Origin of the sequence: Streptomyces nanhaiensis (assembly GCF_046614825.1) — a bacterium.
In the GTDB taxonomy this organism is placed as follows: Bacteria; Actinomycetota; Actinomycetes; order Streptomycetales; family Streptomycetaceae; genus Streptomyces; species Streptomyces radiopugnans.
Genome location: NZ_JBKJFM010000056.1, coordinates 1 through 17,337 on the forward strand (window position 1 = coordinate 1; position 17,337 = coordinate 17,337).

Genomic DNA, 17,337 nt, shown 5'->3' on the forward strand with positions numbered 1-17,337 from the left:
CGTGCGCCGCGGTGACCCGGTGGTCCTCTGAGACCCGGTCGAGGCGGAGGCCGCGGGGCAGTCGCCGGTGTGCCCGGTCGTGTCCCTAGAGGCCACGCCCGACGCGCTCGCCGACGTGGCCGACGGCGTCGACGTGCCCTCCGCCGGCACGCTGTTCACCTGGCGGTGACCCATCGCCCCCTCGCCGGCCGCGAGGTCTTCGCGGTCGGCGGGCAGAAGGCGGACGCGTCCCGCCTACGAGACGGAACCGGCCGGAGATCCGGGCACGGCCGGGGGGAGAGCACGAGCTCTCCCCCGCGGACCGGCCCCGGCCCTGCCCGCGCCGGGGAAACCCCCGCCCCCGGGGCTCCGGCGCCGGAGCCCGTACAGCCCGTACACCCGGCGAAGCCGGTGGCCCCGCGCCCCGTCGTACGCCCCGCGGCGGTGCCGGACGAGGTGGCGGGGACGCCCTGCCCCTCCTGCGGCACGCCCAACCCGCCGGACCGCCGGTTCTGCCGGCGCTGCGCGGCCGTGCTGAACCCCGCCGCCGGGCCCGCCCCGCTGCCGTGGTGGCGGACCGTGTGGCCGCTCCGCCGCCGGGTGCGGGCGGGATCGGGCCGGGCGGTGCGGTTCCTGGTGATCCTGGCCGTGGTGACGGCCCTGTGCGCGGGCGGACTCCTGCTGCTGCCGGCCGGACGCGCCGTGCTCGAGGACGCCCGGGACAAGATGAGCAGACCCAGGCCCGTGACCCCGGTGGACACAGAGGCGAGCGCCGAGGTCCCCCGGCACCCGGCGGCGAACACCACGGACGGGCTGAGCAACCGCTACTGGGGCGCACCCGCACCGGGCGCCCGGGTGACCTACACGTTCCGCACGCCGTTCCGGCTGGTCGATCTGATCATCACCAACGGCGCGTCCACCTCCCCCCAGGAGTACGCCCGCCAGGCACGCGCGCTCCGCCTGGACCTGGAGGTGACGAGGCAGGACGGCACGAGGCACCACGAGGAACTCACCCTCGGGGACAAACCGGGCCCTCAGACGTTCCACGTCGGGATCGGCGACGTGAAGACGGTACGTCTGGTCCTGCGCTCGGCCGTCGATCTCACCACGGACCGTCATCTGGCCCTGGCGGAGGTGGAGTTCTTCCGGAGAGGCTGATCCGGCGCCCCCGCTCCCGCGCCCCGGCGGGCGGGTCGGCGATCCGGCCACGGCGCCGCGGCGTCGTGCTCCGTGCCGACTCGGCAGACACCCCCGGGAACCCCGGTGAGCCGGTGGCCGTCCCTGGTTATGCTGCCTCGTCCTGAGCAGGCCAGGGAGGTCCTCCGCCATGAGCAGCACCGCATCGCCCTTTCCCGACCGGATCGAGCTCACCGGGGAGGGGCTCGTCCTGCGGGACTGGACGGAAGCGGACGTGGCCGCGATGCCGGACCTGTTCGACCACCCCGACATCGCGTACTGGACACCGATCGCCTCCCCCTTCGACGAGGCGGCCGCCCGTACGCGGCTGGACCGGGCCCGGCGACTGCGGGCGGACGGCACGGCCGTCCTGCTCGCCATCACCACCGACGGCCGCGCGCCGCTCGGCGAGGTGATGCTGCGTCGCGCCCCCGAGGGCACGGAGATCGGCTACGCGGTCGGCCCGGCGCACCGGGGCCGGGGGCTGGCCGTACGGGCGGTGCGGGTGATGGCCGCGTACGCCTTCGAGCGGCTGGGCGCGGAACAGGTGATCCTGGAACTGGAGGCGGAGAACGCCGCCAGCGTCGCCGTGGCCGCCAAGGCGGGCTTCAGCCTTCTCGACGTGCCGCTGATCGAGGGCGAGGAGAAGGGGCGGCCCTACGTCCTGCAGACCTGGGCCCTGGACCTGCCCTGACACGGAAATCCCCGGACGGGTTCCTCGGCCGCGCCCGTGCGCCGGGGCGGGGTGCCGCCGCGGCCGTCAGGTGTTGGGCTCGGCGATGCGGAACATGCCGTGCTGGTCGGCGAGGTGGCAGGCGGCCAGCAGACGGGCGAAGGGGAAGGCGTCGCCGTGCTCGGGGCGCCAGCCGTGCAGGTGCAGTTCGTCGAGAAAGCCCAGCAGGTAGTCGGCCAGTTGGCTGCGCATCCGGGGCAGGGCGTCGCGCAGGGCGGCGCGGTGCTGGTCGACGGCGGCCAGCAGGCCCGGTTCGCGGGTCAGCCGGGGCAGGGCCGGGCCGTAACGGGCCGCGAGCCAGGCCAGGGGGTCGGACGCGTACGAAGCCTGGGACACCCTCTCACCGTAGTGTGACCGCCGGCCGGGTGAACCCGCTACGGCCGTGGCATCGGTCACGGCGATGGCCGGCGGGAAACGGCCAGGGGCCCGGTCGGCGACTGACGGGACGTCGCCCACCGGGCCCCTGGACAGTGCGGGGAAGAGTACTTCAGGGTGTCAGTACTGGGCCGGGGGCCGCTGGCCTCCGGTCTGCGGGTGGGCCGCCGTCCCGTGGCCCGCGCCGGTCTGCTGCACCGGGGTGGCGCCGAGGGCGTCCTGGCGGCCGCGCTGGTAGGCCTCAACCTGGCCGCGGGCGGCACCTGCCTGCTGCTCGGCGTTGCTCAGCCAGCGCTCCCAGCGCTGCTGCATCGGCTTGACCATGCCGCCGCCGACCCCGACGACCAGGATGCCGCCGATGGTGGCCAGGACGGCGATCAGGACCGGCATGGTCACGGTGACGGCGACGCCGATCTGGTTGACCGCGGCGATCACGCCCAGCGCGATGATGAACACCGACGCGATGGTGGCCAGCAGGTTGCCGTAGGACAGACCGCCCAGCGCACCGCGGATCAGGTCGCGTACGCCGGCGGCGATCGCGGTTGCGATGACGACGATGACGATGGCCACGGCGGCCTTGGGCAGCCAGACGACGACGCCGCTCAGCAGGTCGCTGATCGGGTTCGGCCCGAACACCGAGAACGCCACCTGAAGGGTGATCAGCACCACGGCGTAGTAGATCAGTTTGGCGATGATGTCCGAGGCGTCGTACTTGGACCGCTCCATCGCCTTGGCGACGCCGCCGCGCTCGACCGCCTTGTCGAAGCCGACCCGCTCCAGCACCTTGTCGACGGCCTTGGCCAGGACCTTGGCGATGAACCAGCCGACCAGCAGGATCACCAGGAAAGCGGCGAGCTTGGGCACGAACGTCGCCACCGACCGCCAGGCGTCCGACACCCCGCCGCTGAAGTCGACTGCGGCCAGCGACACCGATGTTGCTTCCATGGAAGTGCTCTTTCCGTTCCGTGAGGCCATTGGTTGCGCCACTCCCGGTCATGGAGCGGGCTGTCGTCCCCGTGCGACACGGATATCCCGCAGATGGACGCACATGCCAAAGCCATGACAATTCGCGTTACGCCGGTCGCCGACCCCGCTCACGCGTGAGCACGCAGGCATGCCTCGTCCCCGCCCGGACGGGCCGGAGGCGGAGGAGACGGGTCCTGCGCCGGGCCGCCCGGCTCTGGCGCCACCCCCTCCCCGCTTTCCACAGCGGTGCGGCACGTCCCGGTCCCGGCGGGCTCCGCCCGTTGGAGACCCACCCGAACGCGCCCGCCCGGTCCGCGGGCCGGAGATTGGGCCACCGCGGTGACTTCCGGCGGGGCGGCGCCGCGACTGCCGCGGTCCCCGCCCCGCCGGTACGACCATGCAGACGTGCGGCGGCGTCGGACCCGGGAGGAACCGTGAGGAGACAGGACGGCACACCGGTGGCCGCGGGGGTCACCCCCGAACGCCTTGCCGGGCTCCGCGCGTGGAACCTGGGGCTCACGCTGCTGCACCTGGTGCAGGCCGCGGCGATCGTCCTGCTCGCCGGAGACTTCTCCATCACCGTCACGTCCTCCGTCCCGGAGGGTCCACCGGGAACGGAGGCCCCCGCTCCCGAAGCGCTGTTCGACGTGCCGATCGGCTGGGCCGTCGCCGTCTTCCTCGCCCTGGCCGCACTGGACCACCTGCTGACGGCGACGGTGTTCCGCGGCACCTACGAACGCGACCTCAGGCGCGGCATCAACCGGTTCCGGTGGCTGGAGTACGCGCTGAGCGCGACCCTGATGGTGCTCCTCATCGGGTTCTACTCGGGCATCACCAGCGTCAACGCCGTCATCACCGTCGCCGGCGCCAACGTCGGGATGATCCTCTTCGGCTGGGTCGAGGAGATGACGAACCCGCCGGGACGGACGGCGACCACGATGCTCCCGTTCTGGTTCGGAACGCTGGTGGGCGTGACGCCGTGGATCTCGATCGCGTACAACATCGTCGCGGCCGAGACCGTCCCCGGCTTCGTGTACGGGATCGTTCTCGTCCAGGCCGCCCTCTTCTTCAGCTTCGGCCTCAACCAGTGGCTCCAGTACCGCGAAGTCGGCCGGTGGTCCGACTACGCGTACGGCGAGAAGGCCTACCTGGTCCTCAGCCTCGTGGCGAAGTCACTGCTGGCCTGGCAGATCTTCGCCGGCTCGCTGGCCGGCTGAGCCCGGAACGCCGCGGCACGGCGGGCCGTCCCGCCGGTCGGTGGGAACGACTGGGCGCGGCCCGTTCCGTACCCTGGCGGCATGCGCATGCGCCCCACACTGAGCTGGACCCCCACCGAGGACCTGCCGCCGGGCACCACGGACCTGGAGCCGGTCGCCGACGCGCTGGGCGCCGGCGGTGTGCTGGTGCTCAGCGGGGCGGGCCTCTCCACGGAGTCGGGCATCCCCGACTACCGGGGCGTGGGCGGGAGCCTGAGCCGGCACACCCCCATGACCTACCAGGACTTCACCGCCTGCGCCCGGGCCCGGCGCCGGTACTGGGCGCGCAGCCACCTGGGCTGGCGTACCTTCGGCCGCGCCCGTCCCAACGCCGGGCACCGGGCCGTGGCCGCCTTCGGGCGGCACGGCCTGCTCTCGGGCGTGATCACCCAGAACGTCGACGGCCTGCACCAGGCCGCCGGCAGCGAGGGCGTCGTGGAGCTCCACGGAAGCCTGTCCAGGGTCGTCTGCCTCTCCTGCGGGGCCTCCGGCCCGCGCCGCGAACTCGCCCGGCGGCTGGAGGAGGCCAACGCGGGCTTCGAGCCGGTGGCCGCGGGAATCAATCCGGACGGTGACGCCGATCTCACCGACGAACAGGTCGGGGACTTCCGCGTGGTGCCCTGCGCGGTCTGCGGCGGCGTCCTCAAACCGGACGTGGTGTTCTTCGGCGAAGCCGTTCCGCCCCCACGGGTCGAGCACTGCCGCAGGCTGGTCCGCGAGGCGTCCTCGCTGCTGGTCCTGGGTTCGTCGCTGACGGTGATGTCCGGGCTCCGGTTCGTCCGCCAGGCGGCCCGGGAAGGGAAGCCGGTACTGATCGTCAACCGGGACCCGACCCGGGGCGACGGGCACGCCCTCACCCGGGTCGCGCTTCCCCTGGGAGCGGCCCTCACCACCGTGGCCGGCCGGCTGGGCATCCCCGTCGACGGTCTGGCGGCGGCCCGGACGGGACGGTGACCACGGTGGGGCGCCGCCGAAGTCCGGAGCACGAGGCCCACCGCCCCGGCCGGTGGGCGGGCCGGGGCGGGCCGGGCAGTGGCCCGCCTCAGACCGGCTTGCGCCACACGGAGACGTGCTTCGCGGAGTCCTGGGTGAACGGCGCCCCGTCCCAGTCCGCGACGCGCCGTTCCAGCTCCAGCCCGGCGATCCGCGCCATCAGGTCGAGCTCGGCGGGCCAGGCGTACCGGTGCCGGGAGTTGCCGCGGCGGTAGCGGCCGTCGTCGCCGTCGCGGGTGAAGTGGTGCGAGACGAGAATCTGCTCGACCAGGTCGAAGGTGTCGAAGCCCAGATGCCGCTCGGAGACGTCGAACGGCACCGCGACCTGGCCGGGCGGAAGGGACCGCAGCGGCGGCACGCCCAGCTCGATGACGAACCGGCCGCCGGGCCTCAGATGACGTGCGGCGTTGCGGAAGCACTCGACCTGCTCGTCCTGCGTGAGCAGGTTCGTGATGGTGTTGTAGACGAGGTAGACCAGTGTGAACTCGCCGGGGACGACGGTCGTGGCCATGTCCCCGATGACGACCGGCAGCGTTTCCTGGTCGATCTTGCGCCGCAGGACGGCCGCCATGTGCTCGGACAGTTCGATGCCCGCCACCGGCACGCCGCGTTCCCGGAGCGGGACGCCCACTCGCCCGGTTCCGATGGCGAACTCCAGCGCCCGGCCGTCGCCGGCGAGTTCGGCGAGGAAGGCGAGGGTCGGCCCGAGAACGGCGGCCGAGGACAGCTCGGCCTCCTCGGCGTCGTAGCGCTCGGCGCTCTCGCGGGTCCACAGTTCACTGCTCGTCACGGGCGGCCACTCTGCCGGGCGCGGAGGGGCGCTGTCGACCCGTTTACCTCCCACCGGCCTCGTCCGCGGATCCCTGGGGTTGCCCGCCTCCCCGGTCCGGCGCCCGGGTACTCAGGGACTACATCGCCCGGCAGCCGAACCCCGGCATCACGGCCAGACCCGATCGGCTCGCGATGGCCTGGACCGCCGGCTTCCTGTCCACGGTGCTCCTGGCGGCCGTGTTCGCGCTGCCGGCGACGCGGTACGGCACGTGAGCCGGCCCCGTACAGCGGCCTCCGGTTGCCACCGGCGGAAACGGGCCGCGGCGAGCGGCACGGCGCTACCCGGCGTCGGGCTGGTGGTCGGCCCATACGTAGCTCTCGGGCAGCAGATCGGTGACGGGAACGGTCCGGAGGCGGTCACCGGCGCCGACGATGACCTTCAGGGCCGGGAAGTAGTCGAAAAGGGCCTGGCGGCACCGGCCGCACGGAGGGACCACCCCCCTGTCGCGGTCGCCCACGGCGACGATGGTGTCCAGCTCGTAGACCCCTTGGGCGGCCGCCGCGCCGCCCGCCCGGCGCGAAGCCGCCTGCTCGCCGTCCCAAATGGCTTTCGGAGCATTCCAGTTGGCCCGTTGTCCCCCCTTCGGCGGTCCATTGCGGCCTATCCTGTGCGGGTGACGAGCGCGCCGCGTCCTCCCCTGTCCGGCCATCGGTCCCGGAACGGCCTCATACGGCTGGCCGCCCACCTCGACCCCATAGCGCTGGTCGGCATCGTCCTCGGCATAGTCCTGTCCATCGCCCTGGACGTCACCGGTGCGGCCAGCGGCGTCGAGTCGCTGCTCGTCGGGCTGATGGTCACCGTCGTCTCACTCGTCCTGGACACCGCGGCCCGCGCCGAACGCCGTTTCCAGTTGAGGGATCTGGTGCAGACGACCGACTGGCTCGCCGACTCGATGCTGTCCGCGGCAGGCGCCACCCGGCGAATCGTCGAGGAGTACCCCGGGAGCGTGATCGAGGCCGAGGCGCGGCAGCGGCTGCACCGGCTGGCCGAGGAACTGGGGGATCTGAGCCGGGGCCGCGTCGAGCGGCCCGCGCACGACTACGAGCATCTGCTGGCGGCCACCCACGCCTGTCTGCACCGGCTGGACGCGGTCACCAACATCGTCGGTGAACCCGTGTGGTGGCGCGACGGGGTGGGGTCCGCCTATTGGCAGGCCAATCTCGACGCCCTGGCCAGGGGGGTGCGCATCAGGCGGGTCTTCATCATCGACCGGCGCACCGACGAGGTGGCGCAGCTGATGGCGGAGCAGCGGCGGCATGGGGTGGAGGTCGTGGAGGTCTTCGTCCGGCACCAGGACCAGGACCCCGCTCTCCACCTCAACTTCGCCATCTGGGACGACCGGCAGGCCTGGCGGGCCCAGACGAACAGCCGCGGTCAGATCATGGGCAACCTGTTCCTGGCCAACGCTCAGGACGTCCACGAGTTGCGCCGCCTCTTCCGGCGGCTGGTCCCGGCCGGAGACCGGTAGATGCTCCGGTTGCTGGCGGCCGGTGCGGCCGTCACCCTCACGGTGTGGGCCGTCAGCATGATCCGCCCGGTGCGGTGGCGGGCGCTGGTCTACAGCCTGCCGCTGCCGATGACGGTGGTCCTGCTCACCACCGGGGTCCGTGTCGACAGCGGTCAGTTGCTGGGCGTGACCGCGCTGTACGCCTTCTTCGGGGTCACGGCCGTACTGCACGCGCGGTGCGGCTGGCACATACTGGCGGCCGATGCGGCAGGGGTGATCGCCTACCTCCTGTTGAGCCGGGCTTTCACGCTGCTACCGGTTCTGCCGTTCGTCCCGGTGCTGATTGCCGTGTGCACGCTGTGGCTGGCAGTCACAGCGATGCTCCCGCCGCGTACGGACCGCCCGGCCGGGCCCGCTCCGCCGCGCCCGCGCGCTCTGGTGAAGTTGGGCACCGCGGCGTCCGGAGCGCTGTTGATGGTCGGCGCCGGCCGCTTCCTGAAAGGCCTGGTGGTCACCTTCCCCTACTCGGGGATCCTCACAGCGATCGAGTCCCGCCACGACCTGGGCAACTTCACCCGTCACTTCGTCCGCAACAGCGTCTGCCTGTTCGCGTTCTTCACCGCCGGCCACCTGGTCCAGGACCACGGCAGGGCCGCCGCGATCGCCGCCGGCTGGCTCGCTCACCTTCTCTGCGCGGCCGGACTCCATCTCCGTCCGCGGTTGCGCCGCGCGCCGCGTCCGGCATAGTCGTCGGCATGCTGCAGGTGTGCCCGAACGGAGCGCGGACCCGCGCCGAGTGCTCCTCCCTTCCCCTGTCTCCCGCGGAGCTGGCGGCCGAGGCCGCTCGCGCGGTGGCCGCCGGAGCGGAGGACGTCCACCTCCACCCCAAGGACGCCGAGGGCGCGGACACCCTGGAGCCGTCGGCGGTGGCGCGGGCGGTCACGGCGGTGCGCCGGGCCGTGCCGGCCGGGGTGCGGATCGGAGTCACCACCGGCGCGTGGGCCGCCCCGGACCCCGTCCGGCGCGCCGCGCTCGTCCGCTCCTGGCCGGTGCTGCCCGACCACGCCTCGGTGAACTGGCACGAGGAAGGCGCCGAGGAGGTGGCCGGCGCACTGCTGGAGGGCGGCATCGGGGTGGAGGCGGGCATCTGGTCGGGGACGGACGGAGCCCGCCGTTTTCGCGCCTCGCCGCTGGCGGGCCGCGTGCTGCGGGTGCTCGCCGAGGTCACCGACACCGATCCGGCGACGGCGTCCGGCACCGCCTCGGCTCTGCTGGCGGAGCTGCCCGGGAATCTGTCCGCTCCGGTCCTGCTCCACGGGGAGGACGGCGGCGCCTGGCCCGTGCTGCGGCTGGCGGCTGGCGGCCCGGCTGGGCCTGGACACCCGGATCGGCCTGGAGGACGTCCTGGACCTGCCGGACGGCTCGCCCGCCGCGGACAACGCCGCCGTGGTACGGGCGGCGCGGGCCCTGCTGGAGGCGGAGCGGCGCTGACCCCGGAAACCGCCGGGTGACGGAGCGGCAGGCTCGCCGTGGCTCCCCCGCCGTCGCGAGGGCCGGGACCATGCGGCTGAAGCCGCCGGCCGCCTCCACACCGCTGAACGCCGTTCCATCGGCCTGGTGTTCACGGATCGAGCAGTACCGGCAGGATCCGGCGCAGCTCGCGTTCCCAGTACGGCGGGCTGTGGGTGCCCCGGTAGAAGTGGGTGGTGACGTGGACTCCGGCTTCCTGGAGACGGCGGGCCACGGCGCGGGACTCGTCCCCCATGACGGCCTCGGTCAGCGAGATCACCTCGTCCGGGTAGAGCGGGGCCAGGTCCGCCAGGCCGGGGATGTCGGGGTCCGGCTCGGTGCCCGGCGGGTCCAGGGCGCCCGGGGTGCCGTCCCCGGCGGCGATGTGGACCCGCGTGCCGCGGAGCCGTTCGGCCAGGTGGTAGGGGTCGTTGTGCTGCCAGACGCGGCGCTGCCGGACCGGGTCGCCCCAGATCCTCCGCCACGGCACACCGAGGTACTCCGCGCCGCCGCTGACCGCCTCGGGGTACTGGAGTGGATGGAGGAAGCCGCCGAAGCTGGCGGCCACCTCGAACATCCCGGGGCGGCGCGCCGCGTACTTGACGGCCCCGTACCCGCCCTGCGACTGGCCGGCGACCGACCGCTGCCGTCCGGCCCCGTAGTCGCGCTCCAGGATGGGGATCACCTCGTCGAGGTGGAAGGTCTCGATGGCCGGGGCGCCGCCCTTGCCGTCGTTCCACCAGTCGCTGTAGAAGCCGTAGAACGGCATCCAGGGCACGACGACGAGCGTTCCGCGCAGTTCGGGCCAGTCCTCGATGTGGTAGTCGTCGTTGTAGACGCGGTGGTCCCCGCTGCCGTCGGGCAGCAGGTAGAGCACCGGCCACCGGTCGCCGGGACGCCGCGAGTCCCAGCCGTCCGGGGTCAGCAGCCGTACCTTTCCGGTGCCCGCAAGGGCCGGGGACCGGATCGTCAGGTCGAGCAGCCGGGGGCCGATCCGCTCCTCGTCGACGACGTGGGCCGGGCGTTGCGAGCCGGTCGCCGGAATCCCCCGGGAGGCCGGGACGGTGGGCGAAACGTCCCCGGCGGGGAGGACCGCCGCGGGGAGCAGCCCGAGGAGCGGCACGAGAGCGGCCACCGGCACGACGAGCCCGAGGCGAGTACGGGTGCGGGTGCGGGTACGGGTACGCAGGGTCATGCCCTCAGGGTGCCCGGGCCGGGCCCCGCCGGCATCCGGTATGCCCCGGACGCCGACCCGGACGCCGACCCGGACGGCACTCCGGCATACTCCGAACAGCAGCCCCCTGCCGCTCCGTCACCGGGAACCCGGCCGGCCGCAGCGGATCAGCCGGGCTGCCGACGGACCCGCCTCGTCTCGCGGTCGACGGCCCGGGCATCCGCCACCGGGCCCACGCGCCCCAGCTTGTCGGGGTTGATCACCGGGCGGACCGTCTGGATGCGCCCGTCGAGCACGTCGAGTGACAGGGTGTTGAGCACCTTGCCGTCCCGGTCGCGGAAGACCGCGCCCGGCAGGCCGTTGATGTCGTGCGGCTCGAGCGTCACACCGACCCGGGCCGTACGGGGGAAGGCGGAGGCGGCCAGTCGCGCGTCCATGGTGTGCTCCTCCGCGGTCGTCGGGTGGATGCAACCCCTGGGACGGGACAGCCCGGCTCCCTGTGACACGCCCCGGGGTGATCTGCGTCTCCCCCGTCCGCCGTCCACCACCCGCGCTGCACTCCGGAGAAGTCGGCGCCGCCCCCTGGGGACGGGGCGCCCCTCTTGCTCGACCTATCGAATCTCGATAGATTTCCATCGCAACTCGACATGGGGAGATGTGATGGGAAGACTGACGGTGCTCGCGCTGCGTGCCGTGCTCGCGGCTCTGCTCGCCGGCTCGGTGTTCGTGCAGGCGGTGATGGTGCCGCTGCTGGCCGCCGATCTGGAGGGGCTCGACCCGGAACTCGCGCACCTGCGCGCTCCGTTCCTCGTGATCACGGTCCTGGGCGTCGTGACGGCCCAGGTCGTCCTGGTCTGCGTATGGCGGCTGGTGACGATGGTGCGGCGCGGGACCGTGTTCTCCCACGCCGCCTTCCGCTACGTGCACATCGTGATCGGCGCCTTCGTCGCGGCCGCGCTCCTGGTGTTCGCCCTCGGCGTGGTCCTCGCGCCGGGTGAAGCCGTGGCGCCGGGTGTCGTCCTCCTGCTGGGCGGGGTCTGCCTGGCCGTCTTCGGGGTGGCGCTCGTCGTGCTCGTGCTGCGGATGCTGCTCGCCCAGGCCGTGGCGCGCGATGTCGAGGCGGCGCGGATGCGGGCCGAGCTGGAGGAGGTGATCTGATGCCGATCGTCGTCGACATCGACGTGATGCTGGCCAGACGGAAGATGTCCGTGGGCGAACTCGCGAGCCGCGTCGGGATCACACCCGCCAATCTGGCGGTGCTCAAGAACGGCCGCGCCAAGGCCGTGCGCTTCACCACGCTCGCCGCGCTCTGCGAGGTACTCGAGTGCCAGCCGGGAGATCTGCTGCGCTGGGAGCCCGGGAACACCGATGACGCCGATGACGCCGATGACGCCGATGCCTCCACGGACGGCGCCGTGCGCGGAGGCGGGCGTTCGTGACCGAGGGGGCCGGGCCCCGGCGGTGAGGCCCCCGCGCCCCGGGTGGACGGCGGCGGGGCCGCCGTCCACCCGGGGCGCGGATCACGTCCCCGTACCGCTCACGGAGCCATCTCGTAAGCCCCGGAGAGGGCCTCGACCTGCTCCCACACGCGCGCCGACCGGGCGTCGTCGGCGACGGGGCGCCGGACCGCGTCCAGGGCCCAGGCCTGCTGCCGCGCCGTCGCGGAGTCCTTGCCGTGCAGCTCGACCGCGTGCGCGGAGAAGTCGCGGACGAGGACGGCGAACAGCTCGTCGAGCACGTCCTCGTCCAGGCCCGTCGGTCCGGCCTGCTCCAGGATCAGCTGGCCGTGCACGACCAGGGCGAACAGCCGGCCGACGGCGAGGAGGAGATCGAGGTCGCGGCTCTGCTCCTCGTCGGGGGCGTCGGCGGCGACGAACTCGCACAGGGCGTCCGCCTGCTCGCGGAAGCGGCCGACGTTGGGCAGGTGGGCGTAGGCGTCGAAGGCGGGACGCCAGTCGTGGAAGCGGACGGAGCCCAGGCCGCGGGCCGGTCCCTGCCGGAAGAGGAAGGCGTCGTCGGCGGCGTCGAGGCGGGTGGGCACGGGCTCGTACGCGGCCGGGTCCAGCAGGTGGTTGCGCATGAACTTGAGGATCAGCGCGAGGTTGACGTGGACCGTGCCCTCCAGCTTCGGCAGGCTCCGGATCTCGACGGCGGCCTGGGCGAAGTAGGTGTCCTTCTCGAAGCCCTTGGCCGCGATGACGTCCCACATCAGGTCGACGACCTTCTCGCCCTCGGTGGTCACCTTCATCTTCGTCATCGGGTTGAAGAGCAGGTAACGGCGGTCGTCGGGGCCCGCGGAGCGGAAGTAGTCGGCGGCGCGGTCGCTGAACAGCTTCATTCCCGCCAGGCGGACGTACGCGTCCGTCAGCGCCCGCCTCACGTGCGGGAAGGCGGTGACGGGGCGGCCGTAGAGGATCCGGTTGCGGGCGTGGGTGACCGCCTCGTACATCGCGTGCTCGCAGATGCCGACCGAGGCGGTGCAGAGGTTGAACTTGCCGACGTTGACGGTGTTGAGCGCGGCGTCGAAGGCGGCCCGTCCGGTGTGCAGGACGTCCTGGGGGCCGACCGGGTAGTCCTCGAGGCGGAACTCGCTGACGTACTTCGACGAGTCGACGACGTTCTTCACCACGTGGTAGGCCGGGTGGCGGCTGTCGGCCGCGAAGAAGACATAGCCGTCCGCGCCCTCGACATCGGTGCGGCGGCCGAAGACGGAGACGAGGCCGGCGGCGTTCCCGTTGCCGATGTAGTACTTGGATCCGTTCGCCCTGAAGCCGCCCTCGCCGTCGGGCTCCAGCAGCATGTCGGTGGAGTAGATGTCGGCGCCGTGGGCCTTCTCCGACAGGCCGAACGCGAACACCTCGCCCTGGGAGAGCAGTTCGGCGGCGCGGGCGCGGGCCGCGGCGTTGCCGCTCTGCCAGACCGGCCCGAGGCCGAGGATGGTGACCTGCCAGGCGTACCAGTAGTCCAGTCCGTAGAACCCGAGGATCTCGTTGAGCGCCGCGATCCGCGCGGTGTCCCAGCGCGCGTCCTGCCGGCCGCCGTTCTCGGAGGCGGGGGTGAGGAAGGTCGCGAACAGCCCTTCCCGGGCGGCGAAGGAGAGGAAGTCCGCCGGCCAGGCGCGGGTGCGGTAGTCCTCGGTCAGCCTGCGCTTGCCGCGGGACTCGAACCAGTCGACGGTGGCGCGCAGCAGCCTGCGGGTCTCCGGGTCGAAGTGCTCCGGGTCGTAGGCGCGGGGGTTGAACAGCAGCGGGTCGGCCATGGGTGCTCTTTCCGGTTCGGGGTGCGGGGTGCGGGAATCAGGAGGCTGGGTCGGAGGCGGGGCCGGCAGCCGGGCCGGTCCCGGCCGGCTGCCCACAGGCAGGCCCGGGGCGCCGGCGGGAGGCGAGCCGGTGGAGGGTGGCGAGCACGTCGTCGAGCCAGGCGATCATCATCCGCTCGTAGGCGATCCCTCCCCGGAGGACCGCGTGCTGGAGTTCCCGTCCGGCATCGGGGTCTCCGGGACCGGACGCTCCGGCACCGGGCTCCCCGGCGGTGCCGCTCCCGCCGAAATCCCGCCGTTCTCCCGCCAGGTAGTGCGCGAGCCGGTCCCGGTGCATCCGCTGATGCCGCTCGACCTCGCCGATCAGGGCGGCCGGGTCGCCGAAGGCCGCTCCGCGGACCTTCACGGCCAGTTCGTGCCGGACGCTCTCCGGCTGGACCGGCTCGTGAAGCCATCCGGTCAGGGCGGACAGGCCGGAGGCCGAGACGGAGTACTCCTTCTTGTCCGGCCGGCTCCGCTGCCGCACGTCGCGCACATCGACCCAGCCGTCGGCCTCCATGCGCTTGAGGACGCGGTAGATCTGCTGGTGGGTGGCGGTCCAGAAGTGCCCGATGGACCGCTCGAACCGACGGGCCAGCTCGTAGCCGGAGCCCGGCTTCTCCAGGAGGGAGACGAGGATCGCGTGTTCGAGCGCCATACCGCGATCCTGATATGCAACTCGTTGCATAGGCAAGCGCGGGCCGCCCGGGTGAGACGCAGTTCACGCCTTCGAAGAGATCCCCCCGGCCGCCTCACGCGTCCGCGGTGCGGGACGGGTTCCGGCCACCGGCCCCCTCCGGGGCCCGCACCGGGGCCGGGGGCGGTTGTTAGGATCGCGGGCCATGAGCGCTCCGGAGCCCACCATCGTCGCCACCTCCGGCGGACACCGGCCCGGAGGCCGGACCGTGGTCGCCTTCGACTCCCTGGTCCACCACGCCGTGGAGCTCTCCGGCGCCCACGGCCGCCGTCCCCGCGTCCTGTACGTCGGCACCGCCATCGGCGACGCCGAGCACTTCACCGCGCGCATGACCGAGGCCGCCCGCGTCGCCGGGTTCGACCTGACCCCCCTGCACCTGTTCCCCATGCCCAACCACGACGACGTCGAGGGCACGGTCCTGGAGCAGGACGTCGTCTGGGTCATGGGCGGCTCGGTGGCCAACCTGCTGGCGGTCTGGCGCGTCCACGGGCTCGACCGCGTCCTGCGCCGGGCCTGGCAGGCCGGCGTCGTCCTCAGCGGCGTCAGCGCCGGATCGATCTGCTGGTTCCGGGGCGGCACCACCGACTCCTTCGGCCCCGAGCTGCGACCGGTCACCAACGCCCTGGGCCTGCTGCCCTACGGCAACGGCGTGCACTACGACACCGACCCCGGCCGCCGCCCCCTGGTACACCGCCTGGTCGCCGACGGCACCCTGCCCACCACCCACTGCACCGACGACGGGGTGGGCCTGGTCTACCGCGGCACCGAACTGGCCGAGGCGGTCGCGGAAGTACCCGGCAAGAGCGCCTACCTCGTCACCCGCCAGGGGGACACGGCCGTCGAGGAGCGCCTCCAGCCCCGCCGCCTGCCCCCCGTCCCCCGCTGAACGGCCCTCGTGCGCGGGGAACGGGGCTCGTGCGCGGAGGACGGGCCCGGCCCGCGGTGACCCGCCCGGACCGGGCGGGAGGCCCAACGGTCAGACCAGCCCGTGCCGCACCGCGCGCGCGACCGCGTGAGCACGGTTGCGGACCTGCAGACGGGCCATCAGCTCGTAGATGACGTTCTTGACGGTGTGCTCCGAGCAGGACAGCTTGCGGGCGATGACCGCGTTGCCGTGCCCCTCGGCCATCAGGCCCAGCACCGCCGTCTGGCGCGCGGTGAGGGCGGGAGGAGCGGGCGGTGCTCCTCCCGGCCGCTGCCCGTCGGCCCCGCCGAGCAGCTGTACGAGGGCCGTGTAGGGGATGCGGCCGATCCCGTGGTGGGCGTCGTGCACCGCGGCGAGGAGTTGGTCGGGGGTGAGGTCGGCCGACCGCAGGACGGCCAGGGCGCCCGCGCCGATGGCGCGGCGCAGCGCGGTGGGCGAGACGGTGTCGCACACGGTCAGCAGTCGGTGGGCGGTCGGCGGAGCGGCGGCCAGGGCGTCCTCCACGGTCGCGGCGACGGCCACCACCACGGTGTCCCGTGCGGACGCCTCGGTGGGCGGCGTGAGGGCGACACCGGCCTGGTGCAGCATCGCGGTGAGCCGGGCCGGGGCCGGGCCCCTGCGAGCGGCGACGACATGGACCCGCAGGCCGGCCGTCCTGGTCACGAGCCGGGCGGCGGCGCTCACGGTGTTCTCCGGTGAGCTTCTCCGCCCGCGCGGCGCAGGAGTGCGGCCCCGTACCCCGTCCGCGGCCCGGCGGCCGCGCGCGCGACGCTCACAGCGTCCCCTCCGTGAGCTTCTCCGCCCACGCGGCACAGCGGCACGGGCATCCTCGTCGTCCGCGGCCCGGCAGCCGCGCACGCGACGCTCACAGCGTCCCCTCCGTGAGCTTCTCCGCCCACGCGGCACAGCGGCACGGGCATCCTCGTCGTCCGCGGCCCGGCAGCCGCGCACGCGACGCTCACAGCGTCCCCTCCGTGAGCTTCTCCGCCCACGCGGCACAGCGGCACGGGCATCCTCGTCGTCCGCGGCCCGGCGGCCGCGCGCGCGACGCTCACAGCAGGCCCGCCCGCAGCGCGTAGGCGACCGCGTGGGCGCGGTTGCGGACCCGGAACCTCTGCGTGATGTCGTGCACGATGGTCGTCACCGTGCGCTGCGAGTAGGCCAGGCACCGGGCGATCTCACCGGTCTCGTGGCCGTCGGCGACCATGCGCAGCACCGAGCGCTCCCGGTCCGACAGGCCCGCGGCGGCCCAGGGGGCCGACGCCCCGCCGGAGGGCGGGCCGCCGTCGGCGGAACGGTCCAGCAGGCTGTCGAGCAGGTCGGGAGGCAGGGTGCAGTCGCCCCGGACCGCGGCGAGGACGGCGCGTGCCAGCCGGGGTGCGTCGGCTTCCCGGCGGCGCAGCAGGCAGCGGGCGCCGGAGGCGAGGGCGTGCAGGGCCTCGCCCCGGTCGAGGTCACCGGCGACCAGGACCACCGCGGGCCGGGCCCGGGTGTCGCGGACGGTGCGCAGCACGTCCAGCTCGGCGCGGGCGAACCGGTCGACGGTCATGACCACGACCCGCGGCTCCTCCCCCGGCACCGCCACGGAGACCTCCGGGCACAGGGACAGGGCGCTCACGGTGCCGGCCTCCAGCACCGGGTCGAGTGCGACGACGCTGACAGGTACGGGTTCTCCCACCGGATCCTCCGAAGGTCATCCACCCGCCGGGTCCGCGGCGGGCGGTCGAGCAGGGGCAGTGCGCAACAGGCTGCTCCGGTGCGGCGGGTGCGGCATCGGGTCCTGTCCCCCACCTTTGCCTCCGGTGCCCGCCCACCGTGCGCGACCGGTGCCGCCGGGCCCGGGCGGCGGAGTCCGCCGGGCCCGCGGAAGGGGCCGGGAGAGGGCCGGGAAGGGGCCGCGGAAGGGGCCGGGAGGGGCGGCGGCACGCCCCGCGGCCCCCGGGAGCGGGCCCGGTGGGGGCGGCCGCGAAGAATATG

General features: G+C 73.6%; 17 protein-coding genes and 3 pseudogenes. 10 read left to right on the forward strand and 10 right to left on the reverse strand.

Features of this window, described 5'->3' with window-relative positions; genetic code table 11:
• Positions 1-423 precede the first annotated feature (423 nt).
• Together ACLIYP_RS14610 and ACLIYP_RS14615 are read left to right on the forward strand one after the other, a co-directional pair.
• Positions 424-1,137: a zinc ribbon domain-containing protein gene (locus ACLIYP_RS14610; protein ID WP_412713565.1), complete on the forward strand. Its 714-nt coding sequence runs from the start codon at positions 424-426 to the stop codon at positions 1,135-1,137.
• A gap of 169 nt (positions 1,138-1,306) precedes the next feature.
• On the forward strand, positions 1,307-1,849 hold the full coding sequence (locus ACLIYP_RS14615) for a GNAT family N-acetyltransferase (protein ID WP_412713566.1): 543 nt from the start codon (positions 1,307-1,309) through the stop codon (positions 1,847-1,849).
• Between the two features lie 66 nt (positions 1,850-1,915).
• On the opposite strand, the gene ACLIYP_RS14620 is transcribed toward ACLIYP_RS14615, so the two are convergent.
• Entirely contained in the window at positions 1,916-2,224 is a 309-nt protein-coding gene (locus ACLIYP_RS14620) for a DUF6401 family natural product biosynthesis protein (protein ID WP_412713567.1), read from the reverse strand.
• 159 nt (positions 2,225-2,383) lie between these two features.
• Positions 2,384-3,208 carry a mechanosensitive ion channel family protein gene (locus tag ACLIYP_RS14625; protein WP_412713568.1) on the reverse strand — a complete coding sequence of 275 codons (825 nt, stop codon included), beginning with the start codon at positions 3,206-3,208 and terminating at the stop codon, positions 2,384-2,386.
• Between the two features lie 455 nt (positions 3,209-3,663).
• Between ACLIYP_RS14625 and heR the strand changes: the two genes are divergently transcribed.
• Together heR and ACLIYP_RS14635 are read left to right on the forward strand one after the other, a co-directional pair.
• On the forward strand, positions 3,664-4,446 hold the full coding sequence (gene heR, locus ACLIYP_RS14630) for a heliorhodopsin HeR (protein WP_412713569.1): 783 nt from the start codon (positions 3,664-3,666) through the stop codon (positions 4,444-4,446).
• Positions 4,447-4,527: 81 nt separating this feature from the next.
• On the forward strand, positions 4,528-5,439 hold the full coding sequence (locus tag ACLIYP_RS14635; protein WP_412713570.1) for an NAD-dependent protein deacetylase: 912 nt from the start codon (positions 4,528-4,530) through the stop codon (positions 5,437-5,439).
• Between the two features lie 88 nt (positions 5,440-5,527).
• Here ACLIYP_RS14635 and ACLIYP_RS14640 read toward each other — a convergent pair whose 3' ends face one another.
• Positions 5,528-6,268: a class I SAM-dependent DNA methyltransferase gene (locus ACLIYP_RS14640; protein WP_412713571.1), complete on the reverse strand. Its 741-nt coding sequence runs from the start codon at positions 6,266-6,268 to the stop codon at positions 5,528-5,530.
• 319 nt (positions 6,269-6,587) lie between these two features.
• Positions 6,588-6,815 (reverse strand): annotated as a pseudogene (locus ACLIYP_RS14645) (cytidine deaminase); the annotation flags it as partial.
• A gap of 108 nt (positions 6,816-6,923) precedes the next feature.
• Here ACLIYP_RS14645 and ACLIYP_RS14650 point away from each other — a divergent pair.
• From ACLIYP_RS14650 to ACLIYP_RS14660, 3 genes and pseudogenes are all read left to right on the forward strand, one after another.
• Positions 6,924-7,778 (forward strand): hypothetical protein, encoded by an 855-nt coding sequence (locus ACLIYP_RS14650; RefSeq protein WP_412713572.1) that lies wholly within the window; start codon positions 6,924-6,926, stop codon positions 7,776-7,778.
• Positions 7,779-8,504, forward strand: a complete 726-nt coding sequence (locus tag ACLIYP_RS14655; RefSeq protein WP_412713573.1) for a hypothetical protein — start codon at positions 7,779-7,781, stop codon at positions 8,502-8,504. It abuts the gene before it with no gap.
• An 8-nt stretch (positions 8,505-8,512) separates the two neighbouring features.
• Positions 8,513-9,248: pseudogene (locus ACLIYP_RS14660) on the forward strand (3-keto-5-aminohexanoate cleavage protein).
• A 130-nt stretch (positions 9,249-9,378) separates the two neighbouring features.
• Here the strand turns inward: ACLIYP_RS14660 and ACLIYP_RS14665 are convergent.
• Complete coding sequence (locus ACLIYP_RS14665; protein ID WP_412713574.1) at positions 9,379-10,461, reverse strand: alpha/beta hydrolase; 1,083 nt, start codon at positions 10,459-10,461, stop codon at positions 9,379-9,381.
• A gap of 146 nt (positions 10,462-10,607) precedes the next feature.
• Positions 10,608-10,871: pseudogene (locus tag ACLIYP_RS14670) on the reverse strand (RNA polymerase subunit sigma-24); the annotation flags it as partial.
• A 229-nt stretch (positions 10,872-11,100) separates the two neighbouring features.
• Here ACLIYP_RS14670 and ACLIYP_RS14675 point away from each other — a divergent pair.
• Positions 11,101-11,598 (forward strand): DUF2975 domain-containing protein, encoded by a 498-nt coding sequence (locus ACLIYP_RS14675; RefSeq protein WP_412713575.1) that lies wholly within the window; start codon positions 11,101-11,103, stop codon positions 11,596-11,598.
• Positions 11,598-11,879, forward strand: coding sequence for a helix-turn-helix domain-containing protein (locus tag ACLIYP_RS14680; RefSeq protein WP_412713576.1), 282 nt, complete (start codon positions 11,598-11,600; stop codon positions 11,877-11,879). Before ACLIYP_RS14675 ends, ACLIYP_RS14680 begins: the two co-directional genes overlap by 1 nt.
• A gap of 98 nt (positions 11,880-11,977) precedes the next feature.
• On the opposite strand, the gene ACLIYP_RS14685 is transcribed toward ACLIYP_RS14680, so the two are convergent.
• On the reverse strand, positions 11,978-13,699 hold the full coding sequence (locus ACLIYP_RS14685) for an acyl-CoA dehydrogenase family protein (protein WP_412713577.1): 1,722 nt from the start codon (positions 13,697-13,699) through the stop codon (positions 11,978-11,980).
• 37 nt (positions 13,700-13,736) lie between these two features.
• On the reverse strand, positions 13,737-14,396 hold the full coding sequence (locus tag ACLIYP_RS14690) for a PadR family transcriptional regulator (protein WP_412713578.1): 660 nt from the start codon (positions 14,394-14,396) through the stop codon (positions 13,737-13,739).
• Positions 14,397-14,580: 184 nt separating this feature from the next.
• Between ACLIYP_RS14690 and ACLIYP_RS14695 the strand changes: the two genes are divergently transcribed.
• A complete protein-coding gene (locus tag ACLIYP_RS14695; RefSeq protein WP_412713579.1) occupies positions 14,581-15,321 on the forward strand; it encodes a Type 1 glutamine amidotransferase-like domain-containing protein in 741 nt (246 codons plus the stop codon).
• A 90-nt stretch (positions 15,322-15,411) separates the two neighbouring features.
• Here the strand turns inward: ACLIYP_RS14695 and ACLIYP_RS14700 are convergent, their stop codons facing one another.
• Together ACLIYP_RS14700 and ACLIYP_RS14705 are read right to left on the reverse strand one after the other, a co-directional pair.
• Positions 15,412-16,044 carry a helix-turn-helix transcriptional regulator gene (locus tag ACLIYP_RS14700; protein ID WP_412713580.1) on the reverse strand — a complete coding sequence of 211 codons (633 nt, stop codon included), beginning with the start codon at positions 16,042-16,044 and terminating at the stop codon, positions 15,412-15,414.
• A 367-nt stretch (positions 16,045-16,411) separates the two neighbouring features.
• On the reverse strand, positions 16,412-17,038 hold the full coding sequence (locus ACLIYP_RS14705) for a helix-turn-helix transcriptional regulator (RefSeq protein WP_412713581.1): 627 nt from the start codon (positions 17,036-17,038) through the stop codon (positions 16,412-16,414).
• Positions 17,039-17,337: the final 299 nt, after the last annotated feature.